This window comes from Inquilinus sp. NPDC058860 (assembly GCF_042743185.1).
GTDB lineage: Bacteria > Pseudomonadota > Alphaproteobacteria > DSM-16000 > Inquilinaceae > Inquilinus.
Window position 1 is genome coordinate 1 of record NZ_JBHYMS010000003.1, and the last position, 15,886, is coordinate 15,886.

Sequence of the window (15,886 nt, forward strand, 5' to 3'; positions counted from 1 at the left end):
ACAAGCTCAAGCACTTCCGCCGCTTCGCCACACGATACGACCGACGCGCCGCTCACTACATGGCCTTCATCCATCTCGCCGCCGTCATCCTCTGGCTGCGCTGAATGTCGATTCGTCCTAGCCCGCCGCCTCGACATAGGCCCTGGAGATCTCGGCGATGCGGCGGTCGGCCGCCTCGGCGATCAGCACCGGGCCGCGGCTGCGGCCGACCTCCGGCATCGCATGGCTCAGCGCGCGCTTGACCATCGCCGGCGGGAAGCCCAGCGCGTAGAGATCCTTGCGCAGGGCGCTGAACCGGGCCTGGTGGGCCTCCGCCGCCGCCAGGTCGCCGCGGACGAAGGCGGCGTGGATGCCGTTGAGGGTCACCGGGCAGACATTGCCGAGGCCGGAGATGCAGCCCGCAGCACCGTGGCGCAGCCCGTGCAGCACCAGGGAATCCGGCCCGACCAGCACGTCGAAATCCGGCCGGTCGCGGGCGATCGCCAGGAAGGCGTCGAGGCTCTCCTGCGACCCGGCGCTGTCCTTGATGCCGATGATGTTGGGATGGTCGGCCAGCGCCCGCACGGTGTCCGGCTCCAGCGTGTTCCCGGTGCGCGCCGGGATGTTGTAGAGGTAGAGCGGCACCGACAGCGCATCGGCCACGCGCCGGTAATGGTCGGTCAGCTCGGCCTGCGAGCAGGCGATGAAGGACGGCGTGATCGCCGAGACCGCCTTGACCCCCAGCCGCTCGACCATCTTGCCGAGGGCGATGGTCTGGCCGGTGGCGATCTCGCCGATATGGGCCAGCACCGGCACCCGGCCGGACGCGGCCTCGACGCAGGTCTCGGCCAGCCGCACCTTCTCCTCGAAGGACAGCGCGTAGAACTCGCCGTTGGTGCCGGCGCAGAACACGCCGTTGCCGGCCGCGGCCTGGCGGTCGACCTGGCGGCGCAGCGCCGCGAGATCGATCGCCTCGTCCCGGTCGAACGGGGTGACGATGGCGACGAAAGGACCGGTGATCATGTTTCCTCCGTGTCTGGCGCGCCCGGCTCAATAGGCCGCGCGGTAGATCGCCAGGATGTCGTCGCGCGTCAGGTCGCGCGGGTTGTTGTCGAGCAGCCGGCGGATCGCATGCGCCTCCTCCGCCATGCGCGGCAGGTCGTCCTGCGGCACGCCATAGGCCGACAGCCGCATCTCGCAGCCGAGGCCGGCGCACCAGCGATGGGCGGCGTCGAACACCGCGGCGGGGTCGGTCGCGGCCCGCAGCCCCAGCGCGGCCAGCACGGCGGCGGTGCGCTGCGGCACCGCCGGGGCGTTGAAGGCCAGCACATGCGGGAAGATCAGGGCGTTGGCCGCGCCGTGCGCCACGTGATGGCGGGTTCCCAGCGGATAGGCGACGGCATGGCCGCCGGCGGTATTGACCGGGCCGAGGCAGAGGCCGCCGTAGAAGGAGGCCAGGGCCAGGCCGGCACGCGCCGCCCGGTCGCCGCCATCCGCGATCGCCCGCGGCAGCCAGCGGCCGACCAGCCTGGCGCCTTCGAGGGCGTAGAGGTCGGTCGCCGGATGCGCCTTGCGGTTGGTATAGGCCTCGACGCAATGCGCCAGGGCGTCGACGCCGGTGGCGGCGGTGACCGCGGGCGGGACGCTCAGCGTCAGGTCCGGGTCGATGACGGCGAGATCGGCCAGCATGTGCCGGCTCTGCACCGCCAGCTTGCTGCGCGTCGCCGGGTCGGTGACCAGAGCGCGGGTCCCGGCCTCGCTGCCGGTGCCGGCGGTGGTCGGCACCTGCACCAGGGCCGCGCGCTTGCCGGCCACCTTCTCGACGCCGACGACATCGGCCGGCGACTGGCCGCTGCCGGGCAGGACCGCGGCCAGCTTGGCCAGGTCCATGGCGCTGCCGCCGCCGAAGCCGATTACCGCCTGCGCCCCTGCCCGTTCGGCCACGGCCAGCAGCGCCTCCAGGTTCGGCAGGTCGGGCTCCGGCTTGATCTCGGCGAACACCGTCACCGCGGCGCCGGCGAGCCCCAGCAGGTCCACCCGGGCGGCGTTGAAGGCGTCGGCCACCACCAGCACGCGTGTGAAATTGTTCTCCCGGATCCAGCGCCCCGCGGCCGGGGCGGTGCCCGACCCGAACTCGACGCGGCGCGGGCGGGTCAGGTCGATCGGGCGGGTCAGGTCGCCAGTGGTCGTATCGTCGGGGGTCATGGCGGGGTCCGTCAGGCTGTGGCGCCGGCGGCGGCCAGCGCCTCGGCATATTCGATCGCCTCGATCAGGCTCAGCTCGTTGGCGATGCCCTTGCCGGCGATGTCGAAGGCGGTGCCGTGGTCGACCGAGGTGCGGATGATCGGCAGGCCCAGCGTGATGTTGACGCCGCTCAGCGCATCCCAGGTCCCGGTCTCCGGATTGACGTTGAAGCCCAGCAGCTTCACCGGGATGTGGCCCTGGTCGTGATACATGGCGACGACCGCGTCGTACTGGCCGGCACGCAGCTTGACGAAGACGGTGTCGCCCGGCACCGGGCCGACGACGTCCAGCCCGTCGGCCACGCAGCGGGCGATCACCGGCTCGCTGATGTCGATGTCCTGCCGGCCGAACAGCCCGCCTTCCCCGGCATGCGGGTTCAGGGCGGCGACCGCGATGCGGCGGCGCGGCAGCGCCAGCCCGGCCAGCGCCCGGTCGGTCAGGTCGATGACGGTGCGCAGCCGCTCCGGCGTCAGCCGGGCCGGCACGTCCTGCAGCGCGATATGGGTGGTGACGTGGCTGACCCGCATGTTGCCATGCGCCAGCATCATCACCGAGCCGCGGACGCCGGTCAGCGCGGCCAGCATCTCGGTGTGGCCGGCGAAGTGATAGCCGGCCTTGTTCAGCGCTTCCTTGTTCAAGGGGCCGGTGACCATGCCCTGGATGCGCCCGGCCTGGGCCAGCCGCACCGCCCGCTCCACCGCCAGATAGGCGAAGCGCCCGCCATCCGCCGACAGCACGCCCGGGCGGATCGGCTCGCCCTCCGGCCCGGCCTGCAGGCAGGCCAGCGCCGGCCAGGACGCGTCGCCCTCCTGCACCTCGGGGAACTCCAGCCCGCTGCCCAGCGCCGTCCGCGCCGCCTCCAGCGACACCCGGCTGCCGATCACCAGCAGGCGCAGGTCACCGGCCGCCAGCCTGTCCTGCAGCCGCGCGCAGGCCTTGACGATGATCTCGGGGCCGACGCCGGCCGGGTCCCCCATGGTGATGGCGAGGTGAGGTGTCATGCGTGCGCTCCTTGCAGGTCCGCCCGTTCGAGGCCGAGCAGCCGTCGCAGCAGCCCGGGGTCGCCGAACGCGCCCGATTTCGAGATGACGCGGACGCCGTCGAACCGCCCGCCGCGCAGCGTCGAATGGGGCACGCCGGGCTGCAGATGGCCATCGAGATCCAGCCGCTCCGCCTCCAGAGCCATGCACAGCGTCCGCAGGGTCTCGCCGCCCGCGACGAGCAGCGTGCCGGGCGGGTCGATCCGCCGGACCAGGGCGCCGAGTTCCTCCGCGATGCGCCGGGCGGCCTCGTCGCGCGCCAGCCCTTCCGGAAGCGCCACGGCGGCCAGGGCGACGCCTTGGTCACTCAGCTGCCGCCCCAGACGGGCGGCGGCACCGTTTCCGCCAGGGGGCAGGACGGTGACGAGCGGCGCGCAGGCGGCCAGTTGCGCCGCGGTGGCGGGATGGTCAGTGCCGAACAGCCCCAGCACCGGGCCGGCCGGTTCGACGGGAGGCGCGACGGGGCGGCGGAGCGGCCCCGCCAGGGCGCCGGCCAGCCCACCGCTGCCGCACCACAGGACCGGCGCTTCGAGCGCGCGGCCGGCCGCCGCGATGGCGGCGAGGTCGGCATCGGTCTCGGCGTCCCACAGGCTGACGCCGGGCGGCACCGGATCGCCGGGGCGGCGGCGCTGCACCGCCAGCCCTTCCCGCCGCAGCTCGGCCCCCAGATCGGCTGCGACCGGCCACCAGCCATCCGCCTTGCGCGCCAGCTGCACGCCGTGGCGGGTGACGCGGCCCTGGGCGGGAAAGGCCGGCGCGATGATGCAATGGGCCGGCGCAAGGGCCTGAAGCCAGGCGGCGACCTCCGCCCCGGCATGGCCGCGCAGCAGGCTGTCCAGCTTGGCGTAGAAGATCGCGCCCGGCGCCTTCGGCAGCCCGGCGACCAGCCTCGCGAGGATGGTCCGTGCCTCGTCCCGCCCGGCCTCTCGGGTGCCGCTGTCGAGGGCGATGCCGGCCGCCGGCGAGACGTGCGGCGCGTCCGTCCAGTAGACCGGGATCGGTCCGGCCGCGCCGGCAAACGGTGCCGCCGTGTCGAGCGCGCCGGTCAGGTCGTCTGCGATCAGCTGCAGCCGCGTCATCGCCCTCCCCCGGCATTCGCGTGAAGTCTCTCGCCCGGGCGATGCCCGTCGGATTCGGATGCCGCATTGAACCGTCGGCTGATCTTGTTGTCAACATGTTGTAAAAACAAATAGGGAGAAACAGCCCGGCCGGACACGGGATCGGGATCACAGGTTAACAACATTCGGCTGCGCCGACGCCCGTCGGACAGGGAGAACGGTTGATCTGGGCGGCCGGAAACCGCAGATAATAGGATGATCCGCGCCCGACGAGACCTGGGCAATCACGTGCGAGACGATGTCATGGCCGAACAGGGCGCCCTTGAAGACAACTCCGTCCTGGCCGCGGCCGACGCGGCGGGGCGCGGGCGCCAGACACCCCTGGTCCAGAAGGTCTACCAGCATCTGCTGACCCAGATCGGCGGCGGCCAGTTCCAGCCCGACCAGAAGCTGCCGGGGGAGCATGAGCTGGCGGCGCAGTTCCAGGTGTCGCGCCCGATCGTGCGGGAGGCGCTGGGCCGGCTGCGCGAGGACGGGCTGATCTATTCGCGGCGCGGGGCCGGCAGCTTCGTCAAGCCGCAGGCCGTGCAGGCGGAACGGCTTGCGCTGGGCTATTCACCGGTCGAGACGATCGCCGACATCCAGCGCTGCTACGAGTTCCGCCTGACGATCGAGCCCGACCACGCCCACTACGCCGCCCTGCGCTGGAACGATCCGGCGCTGGCGGCGATCGCCGCGGCCCTCGACCTGATGCGTGACGCCACGCGGGCGCACCGGCACCGCGAGGACGCCGATTTCGCCTTCCACCTCGCCGTCGCGAAGGCGGCGAACAACCACTACTACGTGTCGTCCCTGCAGGCGCTGCGCGAGCACATCGCCGTCGGCATGAAGTTCCACGGCGTGTCGCTGATGGGGCCGCGATCGGGCCTCGCCGGCGTGCTGGAGGAGCACCGGACGATCTTCGAGGCGATCCGCAGCCGGGACGCCGAGCTGGCCCGGACGGCCATGCGACGGCACCTGGAGGGATCGCGCGACCGGATCTTCGAGGGCCGCGTGCTGGACCTTGCCCTGTGATGCGCCGGGCCGGACGCGATCCATAGTTCCTTCTTACGCGACGCCAGCGGGCTGCCTTGCGCGGCTGGCCAGGAAGCGCCGCAGGCGCTCGTGCCGCGGCGCCTCCAGGACCACGCCCGGCGGGCCGCTTTCGAGCACCTCGCCGTGATCGAGGAACCAGACCGAATCCGCCACCTCGCGGGCGAAGCCGAGCTCATGCGTGACCACGATCATGGTCATGCCGCCGCGGGCCAGCGCCTTCATCACCTGCAGCACCTCGCCGACCATCTCCGGGTCGAGCGCGCTGGTCGGCTCGTCGAACAGCATGATCTCGGGATCCATCGCCAGCGCCCGGGCGATGGCGACGCGCTGGCGCTGGCCGCCCGACAGCCTTGCCGGCAGGGCGTCGGCCTTGTCGGCCAAGCCGACCTGGGCGAGCTCGGCCATCGCCCGGTCCCGCGCCTCGGCCTTCGGCATCCGGCGCAGGCGCCTGAGGCCGAGCTCGACATTGCCGCGCGCGGTCAGGTGCGGGAACAGGTTGAAGGCCTGGAACACGAAGCCGATCCGCTGGCGCAGCCGGTTGATGTCGACGGTGCGCGACGCCACGTCGATGCCGCCGACCAGGACCCGGCCCCGCTGGATCTCCTCCAGCCGCGTCACCGTCCGGATCAGCGTCGACTTGCCCGAGCCGGAGGGGCCGAGCAGCACCAGCACCTCGCCCCGGCGCGCCTCGCCGGACACGCCGTTCAGGATCTGCAGGGGTCCGAACGACTTGCGCACCTCCTCGAACCGGATCATGCCGCCGCCCCGACCGCCTGCCCGACCCGCAGTCCCGTGCGTCGCGCGGCGACGCGGCGCTCGAGCCGGCGCGCCACCGAGGTCAGGGCGAAGCAGAGCGTGAAATAGGTCAGCGCCAGCAGGCCGTAGACCTCGAACGGCCTGGTCATCAGCTGGTTGTTCACCTGGCTGGCCGCGAAGGTCACCTCATGGGCGCTGATGACATAGCCGAGCGAGGTCTCCTTGATGGTCGAGACGAACTGGCTGACCATGCTGGGCAGCATGTTGTGCAGCGCCTGCGGCAGCACCACCCGGAAGGTCGTCGGGATGTAGCCCAGGCCGAGGGACCGCGCCGCCTCGACCTGCCCCCGCGGCAACGCCTCGATGCCGGCCCGGATGATCTCGGACAGATAGCTGGCCTCGTAGATCACGAGCGTGATGACCAGCGTCTCGACCCCGCCGATCGGGCGGCCGATGACCAGCGGCGCGACGAAGTAGGTCCAGAAGATGAACATGATCAGCGGCAGGCCGCGGACGACATGCACCACCGCCTTGGCCGGCACGCGCAGCCAGCGATGGGGGCTGAGCCCGGCCAGCGCCAGGCCGACGGCGAAGGGGAAGCTCAGCAGCAGGCCGAGCGCCGCCATGAACAGCGTCATCGCCAGGCCGCCGACCGGGCCGTGGGGGTACTGGCCGATCAGGAACAGGAGCCAGTTGTCCTCGAGGATCTGGAGCATCAGCGGATCTCCAGCCTGAGCCGGCGGTCGGCATAGCTGCCCAGCGCCATGATCGCGAAGGAGATGGCGAGGTAGAGGGCGGTGGCGACGGCGAAGGCCTCGAAGGTCTTGAAGGTGTAGGTGTCGACCTCGCGGGTCCTGTAGGTCAGCTCGCCGACGCCGATCGCCATGGCCAGGCTGGTGTTCTTGAACAGCAGCAGCGTCTGGTTGATCAGCGGCGGGATCACCAGGCGGACCGCCTGGGGCAGGATCACCCAGCCCATGGCCTGCAGATAGGTGAAGCCGATCGACCGGGCGGCCTCGTATTGCGTCTTCGGGATCGAGCGGATGCCGCTGCGCAGATCCTCCGAGACATAGGCCGCGGCGGCCAGGCCCAGCGCCACCGCCGCCAGCATGAACTCGCTGCCATGGCCGTTGATCCAGACCCGTGCGGATCGCGGCAGCAGCTGCGGGATGCCGAAGTACCAGACGAAGATCTGCACCAGCAGCGGCACGTTGCGGTGGTATTCGACATAGACCGACACCAGCCATTCGCACGGCCGGAACGGGACCATGCGGATCAGCGTCAGCAGGATGCCCACTGTCATCGCCAGCAGCCAGGCGGCGGCGGTCAGCGCGATCGTGGTGGCGATGCCCCAGAGGAACCAGTCCAGGTATTCGCCGGTCAGGACCGCGGCAGGATCGAAGATCGTGCCCATGGCGTCGACCCTCGGCCGGTCAGCCCTTGATCTCTTCGATCCTGAAGTCCCGCTTCAGGCCGTAGACGGTGTCCGGCCCGAACCATCTGGTGAAGATGCGGTCGGCCTCGCCCGAGGCTTCGAGCGCCGTCAGAGCCTTGTCGACCTCGCCCTTGAACGCCGCCTCGCCCTTGCGGATGCCGAGGCCCCAGGGCTCGACGAAGACCGACTTGTCGATGATGGCCAGGGGATCCTCCGCCTGCTTGCGCAGCTTCACCAGGATCAGCTCGGAGGCGCAGAAGCCGTCGACCTTGCCCTGCACCAGGGCGAGGAAGGCAGAGGACGAGTCCTGGAACGTCACCGTCTCGGCCGAGGGGATCTCGCGCCGGACGCCCTGCTCCGAGGACGAGCCCTTCAGCGCGCTGACCTTGCGGCCGGCCAGCTGGTCCAGGCTTTCGATCCCGGAGTCCTCGGCCACCAGCATCTTCTGCTGGCTGACGAAATAGGAGTAGCTGTAGTCGATCTGCTGCGCCCGCTCCTTCGACCAGCCGAGATTGGCGGCCAGGATGTCGACCCGGCCCTGCAGCAGCTCCGGGATCCGTGCCTCGACCGCGATCGGCTTCAGCTCCAGCTTGACGCCCAGCGCCTCCGCCACCTTGCCGCACATGTCGACGTCGTAGCCGACGATCTCCCGCGTCTTCGGGTCCTGGAAGCTGAAGGGCTCGGCCGTGCCCAGCGTGCCGCAGACCAGGGTGCCGCGGGCCTTGACGTCGGCCAGCTCATCGGCCCGGGCGGCGGCGGACACCCCGGCGGCCAGGGCCACGCCCAGAAGCAGGATGCGAAGCGACGACATGACGGAAACCTCCATGCTTGGTCTTGCTTTGTTGTCAGGCCAGGGCGGCGCAGGCGCGGGCCAGCCGCGCGCAGGCCTCCTCGATCTGCGGCAGCGACGCGGCGATCGACAGGCGCAGATAGGGCGACAGGCCATAGGCCGTGCCGTCGACCACGGCAACCCCGGCGGCGTCGAGGAAATACATCACCACGTCGCCGTCGGTCTCCAGCACCCGGCCGTCCGGCGTCGCCCGGCCGATCAGGCCGGCGCAGGAGGGATAGACGTAGAAGGCGCCGTCCGGGGCGCTGCAGCTCAGCCCGCGGCACTCGTTCAGCAGCGCGACGGCGCGGTCGCGCCGGGCGCGGTAGGCCGCGCGCATCTCGGCCACGACGCCCTGGTCGCCGGTCAGCGCCGCCGCCGCCGCGGCCTGGCTGACCGAGCAGGCGGCGGAGGTCGACTGCGACTGCACCGTGTTGATGGCGGCGATCAGCGGCGCCGGGCCGGCGCCGTAGCCGATGCGGAACCCGGTCATGGCATAGGTCTTGGAGACGCCGTTCACCAGCAGCGTGCGGTCGAGGAGATCCGGCTCGACCGCCACCGGGCAGACCGCGGCGCCGCCGTCGAAGCGGATATGCTCGTAGATGTCGTCGGTCATCAGCGCCACATGCGGATGGCGCAGCAGCACATCGGCCAGGGCGCGCATCTCGCCTTCGGCATAGAAGGCGCCGGTCGGGTTGCAGGGCGAGTTCAGGATCACCCAGCGCGTCCGCGGCGTGATCGCCCGCTCCAGCGCCCCGGCCGACAGCTTGAAGCCCGAATCCTCGCCGCAGGCGACGACGACCGGCGTGGCGTCGCAGGCCAGCACCATGTCGGGGTAGGACACCCAGTAGGGCGCCGGGACGATGACCTCGTCCCCTTCGCCGATGGTGGCGGACAGGGCGTTGTAGATGACCTGCTTGGCGCCGCCGCCGACGCTGATCTGGTCGGCCCCGTAGCGGACGCCGTTCTCGCGCTCCAGCTTGGCGATGATGGCCTGCCGCAGCGCCGGCGTCCCGTTCACCGGCGTGTACCGGGTCTCTCCGGCCTCCATCGCCGCCGTCGCCGCGGCCCGGATATGGGCCGGCGTGTCGAAGTCCGGCTCGCCGGCGGTCAGGTCGATGATGTCGCGGCCCTGCGCCTGCAGCTGCCGGGCGCGGGCCCGGGCCACCATGCTGGGCGACGGCTTGATCCGCCGCACCCGGGCGGACAGGGGGATGGCGCTCATCGCCCGGCCTCCCGGGAGCTCGATGCAGCCGGCAGGCCGACATAGCCGTCGGGCCGGCCGTCGCGGATCGCCTGCAGCGCCTCGGCCTCGCGCGCCTCCTGCCGGCGCACCAGCGCCAGCAGCTCGCCGGCGACGGCGCGGTCGAAGCAGACGACCCCGTCCTCGTCGCCGAGCACGACGTCGCCCGGCATCACCACCATGCCGTCGACCGCCACCGGGACGTTGATCTCGCCGGGGCCGGTCTTGTATGGGCCGCGATGCGTCACGCCGCGGGCGAAGCAGGGGAAATCCGCGGCTGCGAAGGCGGCGACGTCGCGGATCGCGCCGTCGATCACGAAGCCGGCGACGCCGATGGCCCGGGCCCGGCTCAGCATGATCTCCCCGACCAGCGCCTGGCCGAGGTCCCCGCCGCCGTCGACCACCAGCACGTCGCCCGGCCGCAGCAGCTCATAGGCCTTGTGCAGGGTGACGTTGTCGCCGCCGCGGGTCTTGACCGTGACCGCAGTCCCGACCAGCCGCGCGCCGCGGTGATAGGGCCGGAGCATTCGGGTGCCGTGCAGGCGGTTCATGTTGTCGGACACGACGGCCACGGCGGCGTGGCGGAACCCGTCCAGGATCTCGGACGGGACGGAGGACGGGGAGGGAAGCTGGCGGTGGCCGGGGATGTCCATGGGCAAAAGCACGAAAGGGAGCGCGCCGGGGCGCCGATGCGAAAGATCATTCCGCTTGGCTGGCGCGACGAAAAGCGAATATTTTCGCTATGAACCGATCGCTTTTTCTCATCTGTCGCGAGGACCCGTGACCATCACGCTGAAGCAGGCGGAGGCCTTCCACTGGATCGCGCGGCTCGGCAGCCTGGTGGATGCGGCCGGGCGCCTGAACCTGGCCCAATCGACGATCTCGAAGCGGATCCAGGAGCTGGAGGCGATCCTCGGCAAGCCGCTGTTCGACCGCAGCAGCCGCGCGGTGCGCCTCACCCGCACCGGCGAGGCGCTCGTCCCGCTCGCCGCCGACCTGCTGCAGTCGGCCGCCCGGTTCCGCGGGGCCGCCGCCGGCCCCATGGCCTTCAGCGGGCCGTTCCGCTTCGGCGTGACCGAGCTGATCGCCGTCACCTGGCTGCCGAAGCTGATCGTGGCGATGAAGGCCGCCTATCCGCAGGTGATCCCGGAGCCGGAGGTCGATTCCAGCGTGCCCCTGTTCGAGCGGCTGGCCGAGCGGAGGATCGACATGGTGATCGGCCTCGACCCGCCGGCCAATCCGGAGTTCAAGGCGGTGCCGCTCGACAGCGTCAACCTGCAATGGATGTGCGCACCCGGCGTCGGGCCGGCCGAGGAGGTCGTGCCGCTGTCGCGGATGGCGGACTACCCGATCCTGACGCAGTCCTCCGGCTCGGGCCTGCAGCGCCTGGTGCTGGACTGGCTGGCGGCCAACGGCCTGACCGTCGACCGCATCGTCCGCTGCAACAGCCTGCATGTCCTGGCCGAGCTTGCCGCCGCCGGCCTCGGCATCGCCTTCCTCAGCGAGGTCTACAGCCGGCCCGAGGTCGCCAGGGGCCGGCTGCGGGTCGTCAGGACCGAGCCAGCCATCCCGCCGATCCAGTATTTCGCCGTGCACCGCACCGGCGACCTGGACGCGCTGGGGGCGCTGACCGCGCAGATCGCCAAGTCGTGCTGCGACTTCTCGGGGCGCCAGTTACGTTAGGCCACGCCCTCCTCCTCGTGCATGTCCGCCCGCCGGTCGCCGGAGGAGAAGGCAATGATCGCCTGCAGCGGCTCGTCGCCGACGCAGCGCGCCCAGTGCGGCACGCCGCGCGGGATGCGGATGGCGGAGCCGGGTTCCAGCGCCAGGATCTCGTCGCCCAGCCGGTGCTCGCAGCGGCCGGAGACGACGTACAGCACCTCCTCGCAATTCGGGTGGGAGTGCAGAGGGTTGCGCTCGCCCGGCTTGATCGTCACCAGGCCGAAGGTCAGCTCGGCGCCGGGCATGGCGGCGCCGGTCACCAGCCAGTCGAGCCGGCCCCAGTCGAGGATCGCGGTCTCGCGGCGGGCGGCATCGGCCACGCAGGGATGGGTGGTCATGGGGTCGTACTCCGGGATCGGGATCAGAGGCTGACGGTCACGCCCGCCGGCGTGCGCTGGAAGGCCTCGAACAGGGCCATGATCCGGGCGGCGTCCTGCAGCGTGCCCTTGGTGGGCGGCGTGCCGGCCAGGGCGCTGTCGCAGAAATGCAGGATCTCCGGCACATAGCCGAGAGTGAACAGGTTGTTGTTGTAGAGTTGGCCGAGCGAGCATTCCGGCTCCCACAGGATCGGAGCCTCGTGGTCGCCCTGGATGAAGGACGCGGCGCGGCCATAGGCGGGCAGCGCCGCCCGCCGGTAATAGGTCAGCCGGACGCCGTTCTCGACCACCGCATTGGCGCGGTTGCCGATCACCTCGACCCGCTCCAGCGGGCTGGTGCCGGACTGGCCGGCGGCGAAATGCAGGCTGCCGATGGCGCCGCTCTTGAACCGCAGCGACACCACCGCGGCGCCGTTCTCCGGCTCCCATTCGTAGCTCATCCGGTCGACCGGCCCCATCAGGTGCAAGAGGATCGCGGCCGGGTGGTAGATGTGGTCGAGGAAGCTCTGCATCGCCACCAGGTCGCCCCGGCGCTCCAGCGGCGGCAGCGCCTGCGGGTAGCGGACGGCGATCGAGGAGACGCGGCCGAACTCCGGGCTGTCGATGATCGATTTCAGCTTCTCGATGGTCGGGAAGAACATCTTCTTTAGCCCGGTCATGACGAAGCGGCCGTGCCGGCTGCTGGCCGCCTCAAGGTCGCGGATCTCGGCCAGGCTGGCGGCCGTGGGCTTCTCCATCCAGACATGGGCGCCGGCGGCCAGCACGTCCTGGGCCAGGCCGGTCGCCTGCACCCGCCCGTCCGGATGGTAGGCGGTGACGATGAACACCACCTCCGGCCGCTCGGCCGCGAGCATCTCGCGATGGTCGGTGTAGCTGCGGCCGGCACCGAACAACCGGGCGTAGTCGGCCGCCCGGCCGCCATCGACGTCGCAGATTGCGGCGAGATCGACCGGGGCGTAGCGCAGCGACGGGTAGATGTTGCGGTAGGAATGGCCGCCGGCGCCGATGAAGCAGGCCTTCAGGCGCCGCTCGTACTCGAAATTGTAGGTGATGTCGGTCATGCGGTCATCCCTTGAGGGCACCCTGGGTCAGGCCTTCGGTGAAGCGGCGCTGGGTGGCGATGTAGAGGAGTACGATCGGCAGGAAGGAGATCACCGTGCCGGCGAAGACCAGGCGGTGATCGGTCGAATAGGTGCCGGCGAAGCGGACCAGGCCGAGCGGCAGGGTCTGCACCTCGGGCGAGATCAGCACCACCAGCGGCAGGAAGAAGTCGTTCCAGGTGCCCAGCGCGCTGATCACCACCAGGGCCAGCACCGCGGGGGCCGAGATCGGCAGGAAGATCCGCAGCAGGATGCGGCCATGGCCGCAGCCGTCGACCCGCGCCGCCTCCAGCAGCTCATGCGGCACGTTGCGGAAGAAGTTGCGCATCAGGAAGACGCCGAACGGGATGCCGTTGCCGACCTGCGCCAGGGTGATGCCGGCCAGGCTGTCGAGCAGCCCGAGGCCGGAGAGCAGCTGGTACAGCGGGATGACGATCGCCTGGATCGGCACGGTCAGGCCGAGGACCAGCAGGTAGAACAGCGCCTCGCTGCCGCGGAACCGCATCTTGGCGAAGGCATAGCCGGCGGGAGCGCAGACCAGGATCATCAGCACCACGACCGCAGCGACATTGGCCAGGCTGTTCAGGATCAGCTCGCCGAACGACCCGATCCGCCAGGCGTCGACATAGTTGACCCACATCAGCCGGTCCGGCGCGGCGAAGGGATCGGCGGTGGCGATCTCGGCCTCGGTCTTCAGGCTGGAGGCGAGCAGCCACAGGAACGGCCCCAGCAGGAAGGCGAGCGGCGGCAGCAGGCCCAGCGCCCGCCAGCGGTCGGAGCGGCGGCTCATCGCACCCGCTCCCGCCAGCGGTTGAAGCCGACGGTGATGGCGATCGCCATCAGGCTCAGCACGACGCACAGCGCCGCGGCGCGGCCGTGGTCCTGCAGCTGGAAGGCCAGCTTGTAGATGTAGGTGGTCAGGAGCTCGCTGCGGTAGAACGGCCCGCCCTGGGTCATCACCCAGATCGTGGCGAAGCCCTTCAAGCCGTTGATCAGGGCCAGCGAGGCGACGAAGGTCATGACCTCGCGCAGCCCCGGGATGGTGACGTGGCGCAGCTTCTGGAAGGCGGTGGCGCCATCCACCTCCGCCGCGTCGTACAGGGTGCGGTCGACGCCCTGCAGCCCGGCGATGAACAGCAGCATGTACAGGCCGAAACCCTGCCAGCTGCTGGCGATGTTGATCGAGAACAGCACCAGGAACGGCTCCGACAGCCAGCCCCGGGCCAGGCTGTCCAGGCCGAGGGTGTAGAAGGCGCCATTGATCAGGCCGAAATAGGGGTCGTAGATCTTGCTCCAGATCACGCCGACCACCGCCAGCGACACCACATGCGGCAGGAAGAAGGCGCAGCGGTAGAAGATCCGCCCGGCCTTGAGCCCGGAGATCGCCAGCGCCAGGGCGAAGCCCGAGCCCCCGGCGAAGACCAGATGCAGCACCAGCCAGACGATGGTCTGGCGCAGCGCCTGCCAGAAGATCGGGTCGCCCGCCAGCCGGGCGTAGTTCTGCAGGCCGGCGCCCGCCGCCGCGCCGGCGCCGGTGTCCCACGCGGTGACGCTGAGGCGCAGCGTGTCGGCGATCGGCAGCAGGGTGAACAGGGCGTAGAGGCCAACCGCCGGCAGCAGGAACGGGATGGCGGCCCGCAGCCCCTCCCCGCCCGGCCGGGCGGTGCCGGCCAGAAGCCGGCCCCCGCGCCGCGCCCGCCGCGCCGCGCTGTCGGGCAGCACCGTCACTTCGCCGCCTGCCGCATCTGGCCGTCGATCTGCGCCATGCCCGCCTCGGCCCCGATCTGGCCGCCGATCAGGCCCTGGATGACCTGCATGTAGGCCTCCAGGACATTGCCCGGCATGTAGACGCTGGGGTTGAAGCCGACGCCCTTGTCGGCCGCGGCGAAGACGCCGGCCAGCACCGGCTGGGTCGGCTTCAGGCCGGCCAGGGCCCGCGGATAGACCATCCAGCTGCTGGCATGCGAGGCCCGCCGGGTCATCACCGCATCCGACAGGATGTAGTCGAGCCATTTCAGGGCGAGGTCGGGATGGCGCGAGGTCTTCGGCAGCATCCAGCTCCAGCCCACGCCGCCGGTGGCCAGGGATTCGCCGGCGATGTCCGACGGCATCGTCGCATAGCCGGCATTGGCCATGTCGAAGCCGGCCTTGCGGGCGTTGTTGGTGAACCAGGGGCCGGCCACCATCATCGCCGCGCGTTTGGTGAACCAGAGCCGGGCGGCGGCGTCGAGGTCCAGCCCGACCATCTGCGGCTGGACGTAGTCGGCGGCGACCAGGTCGACCAGGCGCTGCGCCCCCTTGACCATGGCCGGGTCGGTCCAGGGCCGCTTGCCGGACAGCACCTCGCCGACGACCTGCCGGCCCGCCGTCACCTGCAGCAGGTTGCCGAACAGGTGGCCGCCATTGGCGTTGTTGCGCGGACCGACGGTCAGCGGCTGGATGCCCGCCTGCTTGATCTCGCCGAGCAGCTTGAGGAAGCCTTCGTAGCTGTCCGGCATGGTCCAGCCATGCTCGGCGAACATGTCCTTGTGGTAGAAGACGCCGATGACGTCGAGCCCGTCCGGGATCTCGTAGATCTCGCCGCCGAACTGGCCCTTCAGCGTGTCGTACAGCCAGGGGTAGAGCTGCGCCTTCCAGCCGCGCTCGTCGTAATAGCGGGTCAGCGGCACCACCAGCCCGGCCTTGGCGACGATGCCGACCCGGCCGACGCCGGAATTGGTCAGCACCAGGTCGGGCCCGGCATCGGACTGGATCGCCGCCTGCACGGCACCGTTGGAGATGGTGCCGGTCGGCACCATGAACTCCACCGTCACGCCGGGATTGGCCGTCTCGAAATCGGCCTTCAGGCCGTTCCAGAGATCGCCGATCAGCGGATCCGTGATCTGCTCCGGCCCCCAGATCTTGAGGATTTCCGCCCTGGCCGGCGCGGGGCCCGTGGCGATGCCGGCGGCGGCGACAGCCAGCCACAGGCCGAGACGTCTCAGCATTCCCAGATCCTCCCTTGTTGA

The 15,886-nt window shown here is 70.8% G+C and carries 17 protein-coding genes and 1 pseudogene; 3 read left to right on the top strand and 15 right to left on the bottom strand.

From position 1 onward, the window contains the following. Positions 1–104, top strand: a pseudogene (locus ACFW16_RS02745) (IS5/IS1182 family transposase); the annotation flags it as partial. A gap of 13 nt (positions 105–117) precedes the next feature. On the opposite strand, the gene ACFW16_RS02750 reads toward ACFW16_RS02745, so the two are convergent. The 4 genes from ACFW16_RS02750 to ACFW16_RS02765 are packed head-to-tail and all read right to left on the bottom strand — an operon-like array spanning position 118 to position 4,342. After that, positions 118–1,002 (bottom strand): dihydrodipicolinate synthase family protein, encoded by an 885-nt coding sequence (locus ACFW16_RS02750; RefSeq protein ID WP_380301626.1) that lies wholly within the window; start codon positions 1,000–1,002, stop codon positions 118–120. Between the two features lie 27 nt (positions 1,003–1,029). Further along, positions 1,030–2,184, bottom strand: a complete 1,155-nt coding sequence (locus ACFW16_RS02755; protein ID WP_380301628.1) for an iron-containing alcohol dehydrogenase — start codon at positions 2,182–2,184, stop codon at positions 1,030–1,032. Between the two features lie 11 nt (positions 2,185–2,195). Continuing rightward, a complete protein-coding gene (pdxA, locus tag ACFW16_RS02760; RefSeq protein ID WP_380301630.1) occupies positions 2,196–3,224 on the bottom strand; it encodes a 4-hydroxythreonine-4-phosphate dehydrogenase PdxA in 1,029 nt (342 codons plus the stop codon). Then, positions 3,221–4,342 carry a four-carbon acid sugar kinase family protein gene (locus ACFW16_RS02765; RefSeq protein WP_380301632.1) on the bottom strand — a complete coding sequence of 374 codons (1,122 nt, stop codon included), beginning with the start codon at positions 4,340–4,342 and terminating at the stop codon, positions 3,221–3,223. The genes pdxA and ACFW16_RS02765 overlap by 4 nt, the downstream gene beginning before the upstream one ends. A 282-nt stretch (positions 4,343–4,624) precedes the next feature. Here ACFW16_RS02765 and ACFW16_RS02770 point away from each other — a divergent pair, with 282 nt between their 5' ends. After that, positions 4,625–5,395: a FadR/GntR family transcriptional regulator gene (locus ACFW16_RS02770; protein ID WP_380301637.1), complete on the top strand. Its 771-nt coding sequence runs from the start codon at positions 4,625–4,627 to the stop codon at positions 5,393–5,395. A 33-nt stretch (positions 5,396–5,428) separates the two neighbouring features. Here the strand turns inward: ACFW16_RS02770 and ACFW16_RS02775 are convergent, their stop codons facing one another. The 6 genes from ACFW16_RS02775 to ACFW16_RS02800 are packed head-to-tail and all read right to left on the bottom strand — an operon-like array spanning position 5,429 to position 10,332. Continuing rightward, positions 5,429–6,172: an amino acid ABC transporter ATP-binding protein gene (locus tag ACFW16_RS02775; protein WP_380301639.1), complete on the bottom strand. Its 744-nt coding sequence runs from the start codon at positions 6,170–6,172 to the stop codon at positions 5,429–5,431. Beyond that, on the bottom strand, positions 6,169–6,888 hold the full coding sequence (locus ACFW16_RS02780; protein WP_380301641.1) for an amino acid ABC transporter permease: 720 nt from the start codon (positions 6,886–6,888) through the stop codon (positions 6,169–6,171). Before ACFW16_RS02780 ends, ACFW16_RS02775 begins: the two co-directional genes overlap by 4 nt. After that, positions 6,888–7,586 (bottom strand): amino acid ABC transporter permease, encoded by a 699-nt coding sequence (locus ACFW16_RS02785; protein WP_380301643.1) that lies wholly within the window; start codon positions 7,584–7,586, stop codon positions 6,888–6,890. Before ACFW16_RS02785 ends, ACFW16_RS02780 begins: the two co-directional genes overlap by 1 nt. A 19-nt stretch (positions 7,587–7,605) precedes the next feature. Beyond that, on the bottom strand, positions 7,606–8,418 hold the full coding sequence (locus ACFW16_RS02790) for an ABC transporter substrate-binding protein (RefSeq protein ID WP_380301645.1): 813 nt from the start codon (positions 8,416–8,418) through the stop codon (positions 7,606–7,608). A gap of 34 nt (positions 8,419–8,452) precedes the next feature. After that, positions 8,453–9,661, bottom strand: a complete 1,209-nt coding sequence (locus ACFW16_RS02795; protein WP_380301646.1) for an aspartate transaminase — start codon at positions 9,659–9,661, stop codon at positions 8,453–8,455. Next, on the bottom strand, positions 9,658–10,332 hold the full coding sequence (locus tag ACFW16_RS02800) for an RraA family protein (RefSeq protein ID WP_380301648.1): 675 nt from the start codon (positions 10,330–10,332) through the stop codon (positions 9,658–9,660). Before ACFW16_RS02800 ends, ACFW16_RS02795 begins: the two co-directional genes overlap by 4 nt. Positions 10,333–10,459: 127 nt before the next feature. Between ACFW16_RS02800 and ACFW16_RS02805 the strand changes: the two genes are divergently transcribed. Further along, the gene (locus ACFW16_RS02805; protein WP_380301650.1) at positions 10,460–11,362 is read left to right on the top strand and encodes a LysR family transcriptional regulator; all 903 of its coding nucleotides are present in this window, start codon (positions 10,460–10,462) and stop codon (positions 11,360–11,362) included. Here ACFW16_RS02805 and ACFW16_RS02810 read toward each other — a convergent pair. From ACFW16_RS02810 to ACFW16_RS02830, 5 genes are read right to left on the bottom strand one after another with little or no spacing between them, the layout of a single operon-like run. Next, positions 11,359–11,739, bottom strand: coding sequence for a cupin domain-containing protein (locus ACFW16_RS02810; protein WP_380301652.1), 381 nt, complete (start codon positions 11,737–11,739; stop codon positions 11,359–11,361). The genes ACFW16_RS02805 and ACFW16_RS02810 overlap by 4 nt on opposite strands. A 23-nt stretch (positions 11,740–11,762) precedes the next feature. Beyond that, positions 11,763–12,839, bottom strand: a complete 1,077-nt coding sequence (locus tag ACFW16_RS02815) for a Gfo/Idh/MocA family protein (protein ID WP_380301654.1) — start codon at positions 12,837–12,839, stop codon at positions 11,763–11,765. Between the two features lie 4 nt (positions 12,840–12,843). Beyond that, entirely contained in the window at positions 12,844–13,668 is an 825-nt protein-coding gene (locus tag ACFW16_RS02820; RefSeq protein WP_380301656.1) for a carbohydrate ABC transporter permease, read from the bottom strand. Further along, positions 13,665–14,606, bottom strand: a complete 942-nt coding sequence (locus ACFW16_RS02825) for a carbohydrate ABC transporter permease (RefSeq protein ID WP_380301658.1) — start codon at positions 14,604–14,606, stop codon at positions 13,665–13,667. The genes ACFW16_RS02820 and ACFW16_RS02825 overlap by 4 nt, the downstream gene beginning before the upstream one ends. Further along, on the bottom strand, positions 14,603–15,865 hold the full coding sequence (locus ACFW16_RS02830; RefSeq protein WP_380301660.1) for an extracellular solute-binding protein: 1,263 nt from the start codon (positions 15,863–15,865) through the stop codon (positions 14,603–14,605). Before ACFW16_RS02830 ends, ACFW16_RS02825 begins: the two co-directional genes overlap by 4 nt. Positions 15,866–15,886 lie beyond the last annotated feature (21 nt).

What these genes read in the sequence shown, in the direction of transcription:
- ACFW16_RS02810 (WP_380301652.1), bottom strand. Translation starts at nt 11,739, where the DNA reads ATGACCACCCATCCCTGCGTGGCCGATGCCGCCCGCCGCGAGACCGCG.
- ACFW16_RS02830 (WP_380301660.1), bottom strand. Translation starts at nt 15,865, where the DNA reads ATGCTGAGACGTCTCGGCCTGTGGCTGGCTGTCGCCGCCGCCGGCATC.
- ACFW16_RS02785 (WP_380301643.1), bottom strand. Translation starts at nt 7,586, where the DNA reads ATGGGCACGATCTTCGATCCTGCCGCGGTCCTGACCGGCGAATACCTG.
- ACFW16_RS02765 (WP_380301632.1), bottom strand. Translation starts at nt 4,342, where the DNA reads ATGACGCGGCTGCAGCTGATCGCAGACGACCTGACCGGCGCGCTCGAC.
- ACFW16_RS02750 (WP_380301626.1), bottom strand. Translation starts at nt 1,002, where the DNA reads ATGATCACCGGTCCTTTCGTCGCCATCGTCACCCCGTTCGACCGGGAC.
- pdxA (WP_380301630.1), bottom strand. Translation starts at nt 3,224, where the DNA reads ATGACACCTCACCTCGCCATCACCATGGGGGACCCGGCCGGCGTCGGC.
- ACFW16_RS02770 (WP_380301637.1), top strand. Translation starts at nt 4,625, where the DNA reads ATGGCCGAACAGGGCGCCCTTGAAGACAACTCCGTCCTGGCCGCGGCC.
- ACFW16_RS02790 (WP_380301645.1), bottom strand. Translation starts at nt 8,418, where the DNA reads ATGTCGTCGCTTCGCATCCTGCTTCTGGGCGTGGCCCTGGCCGCCGGG.
- ACFW16_RS02820 (WP_380301656.1), bottom strand. Translation starts at nt 13,668, where the DNA reads ATGAGCCGCCGCTCCGACCGCTGGCGGGCGCTGGGCCTGCTGCCGCCG.
- ACFW16_RS02755 (WP_380301628.1), bottom strand. Translation starts at nt 2,184, where the DNA reads ATGACCCCCGACGATACGACCACTGGCGACCTGACCCGCCCGATCGAC.
- ACFW16_RS02780 (WP_380301641.1), bottom strand. Translation starts at nt 6,888, where the DNA reads ATGCTCCAGATCCTCGAGGACAACTGGCTCCTGTTCCTGATCGGCCAG.
- ACFW16_RS02795 (WP_380301646.1), bottom strand. Translation starts at nt 9,661, where the DNA reads ATGAGCGCCATCCCCCTGTCCGCCCGGGTGCGGCGGATCAAGCCGTCG.
- ACFW16_RS02815 (WP_380301654.1), bottom strand. Translation starts at nt 12,839, where the DNA reads ATGACCGACATCACCTACAATTTCGAGTACGAGCGGCGCCTGAAGGCC.
- ACFW16_RS02800 (WP_380301648.1), bottom strand. Translation starts at nt 10,332, where the DNA reads ATGGACATCCCCGGCCACCGCCAGCTTCCCTCCCCGTCCTCCGTCCCG.
- ACFW16_RS02775 (WP_380301639.1), bottom strand. Translation starts at nt 6,172, where the DNA reads ATGATCCGGTTCGAGGAGGTGCGCAAGTCGTTCGGACCCCTGCAGATC.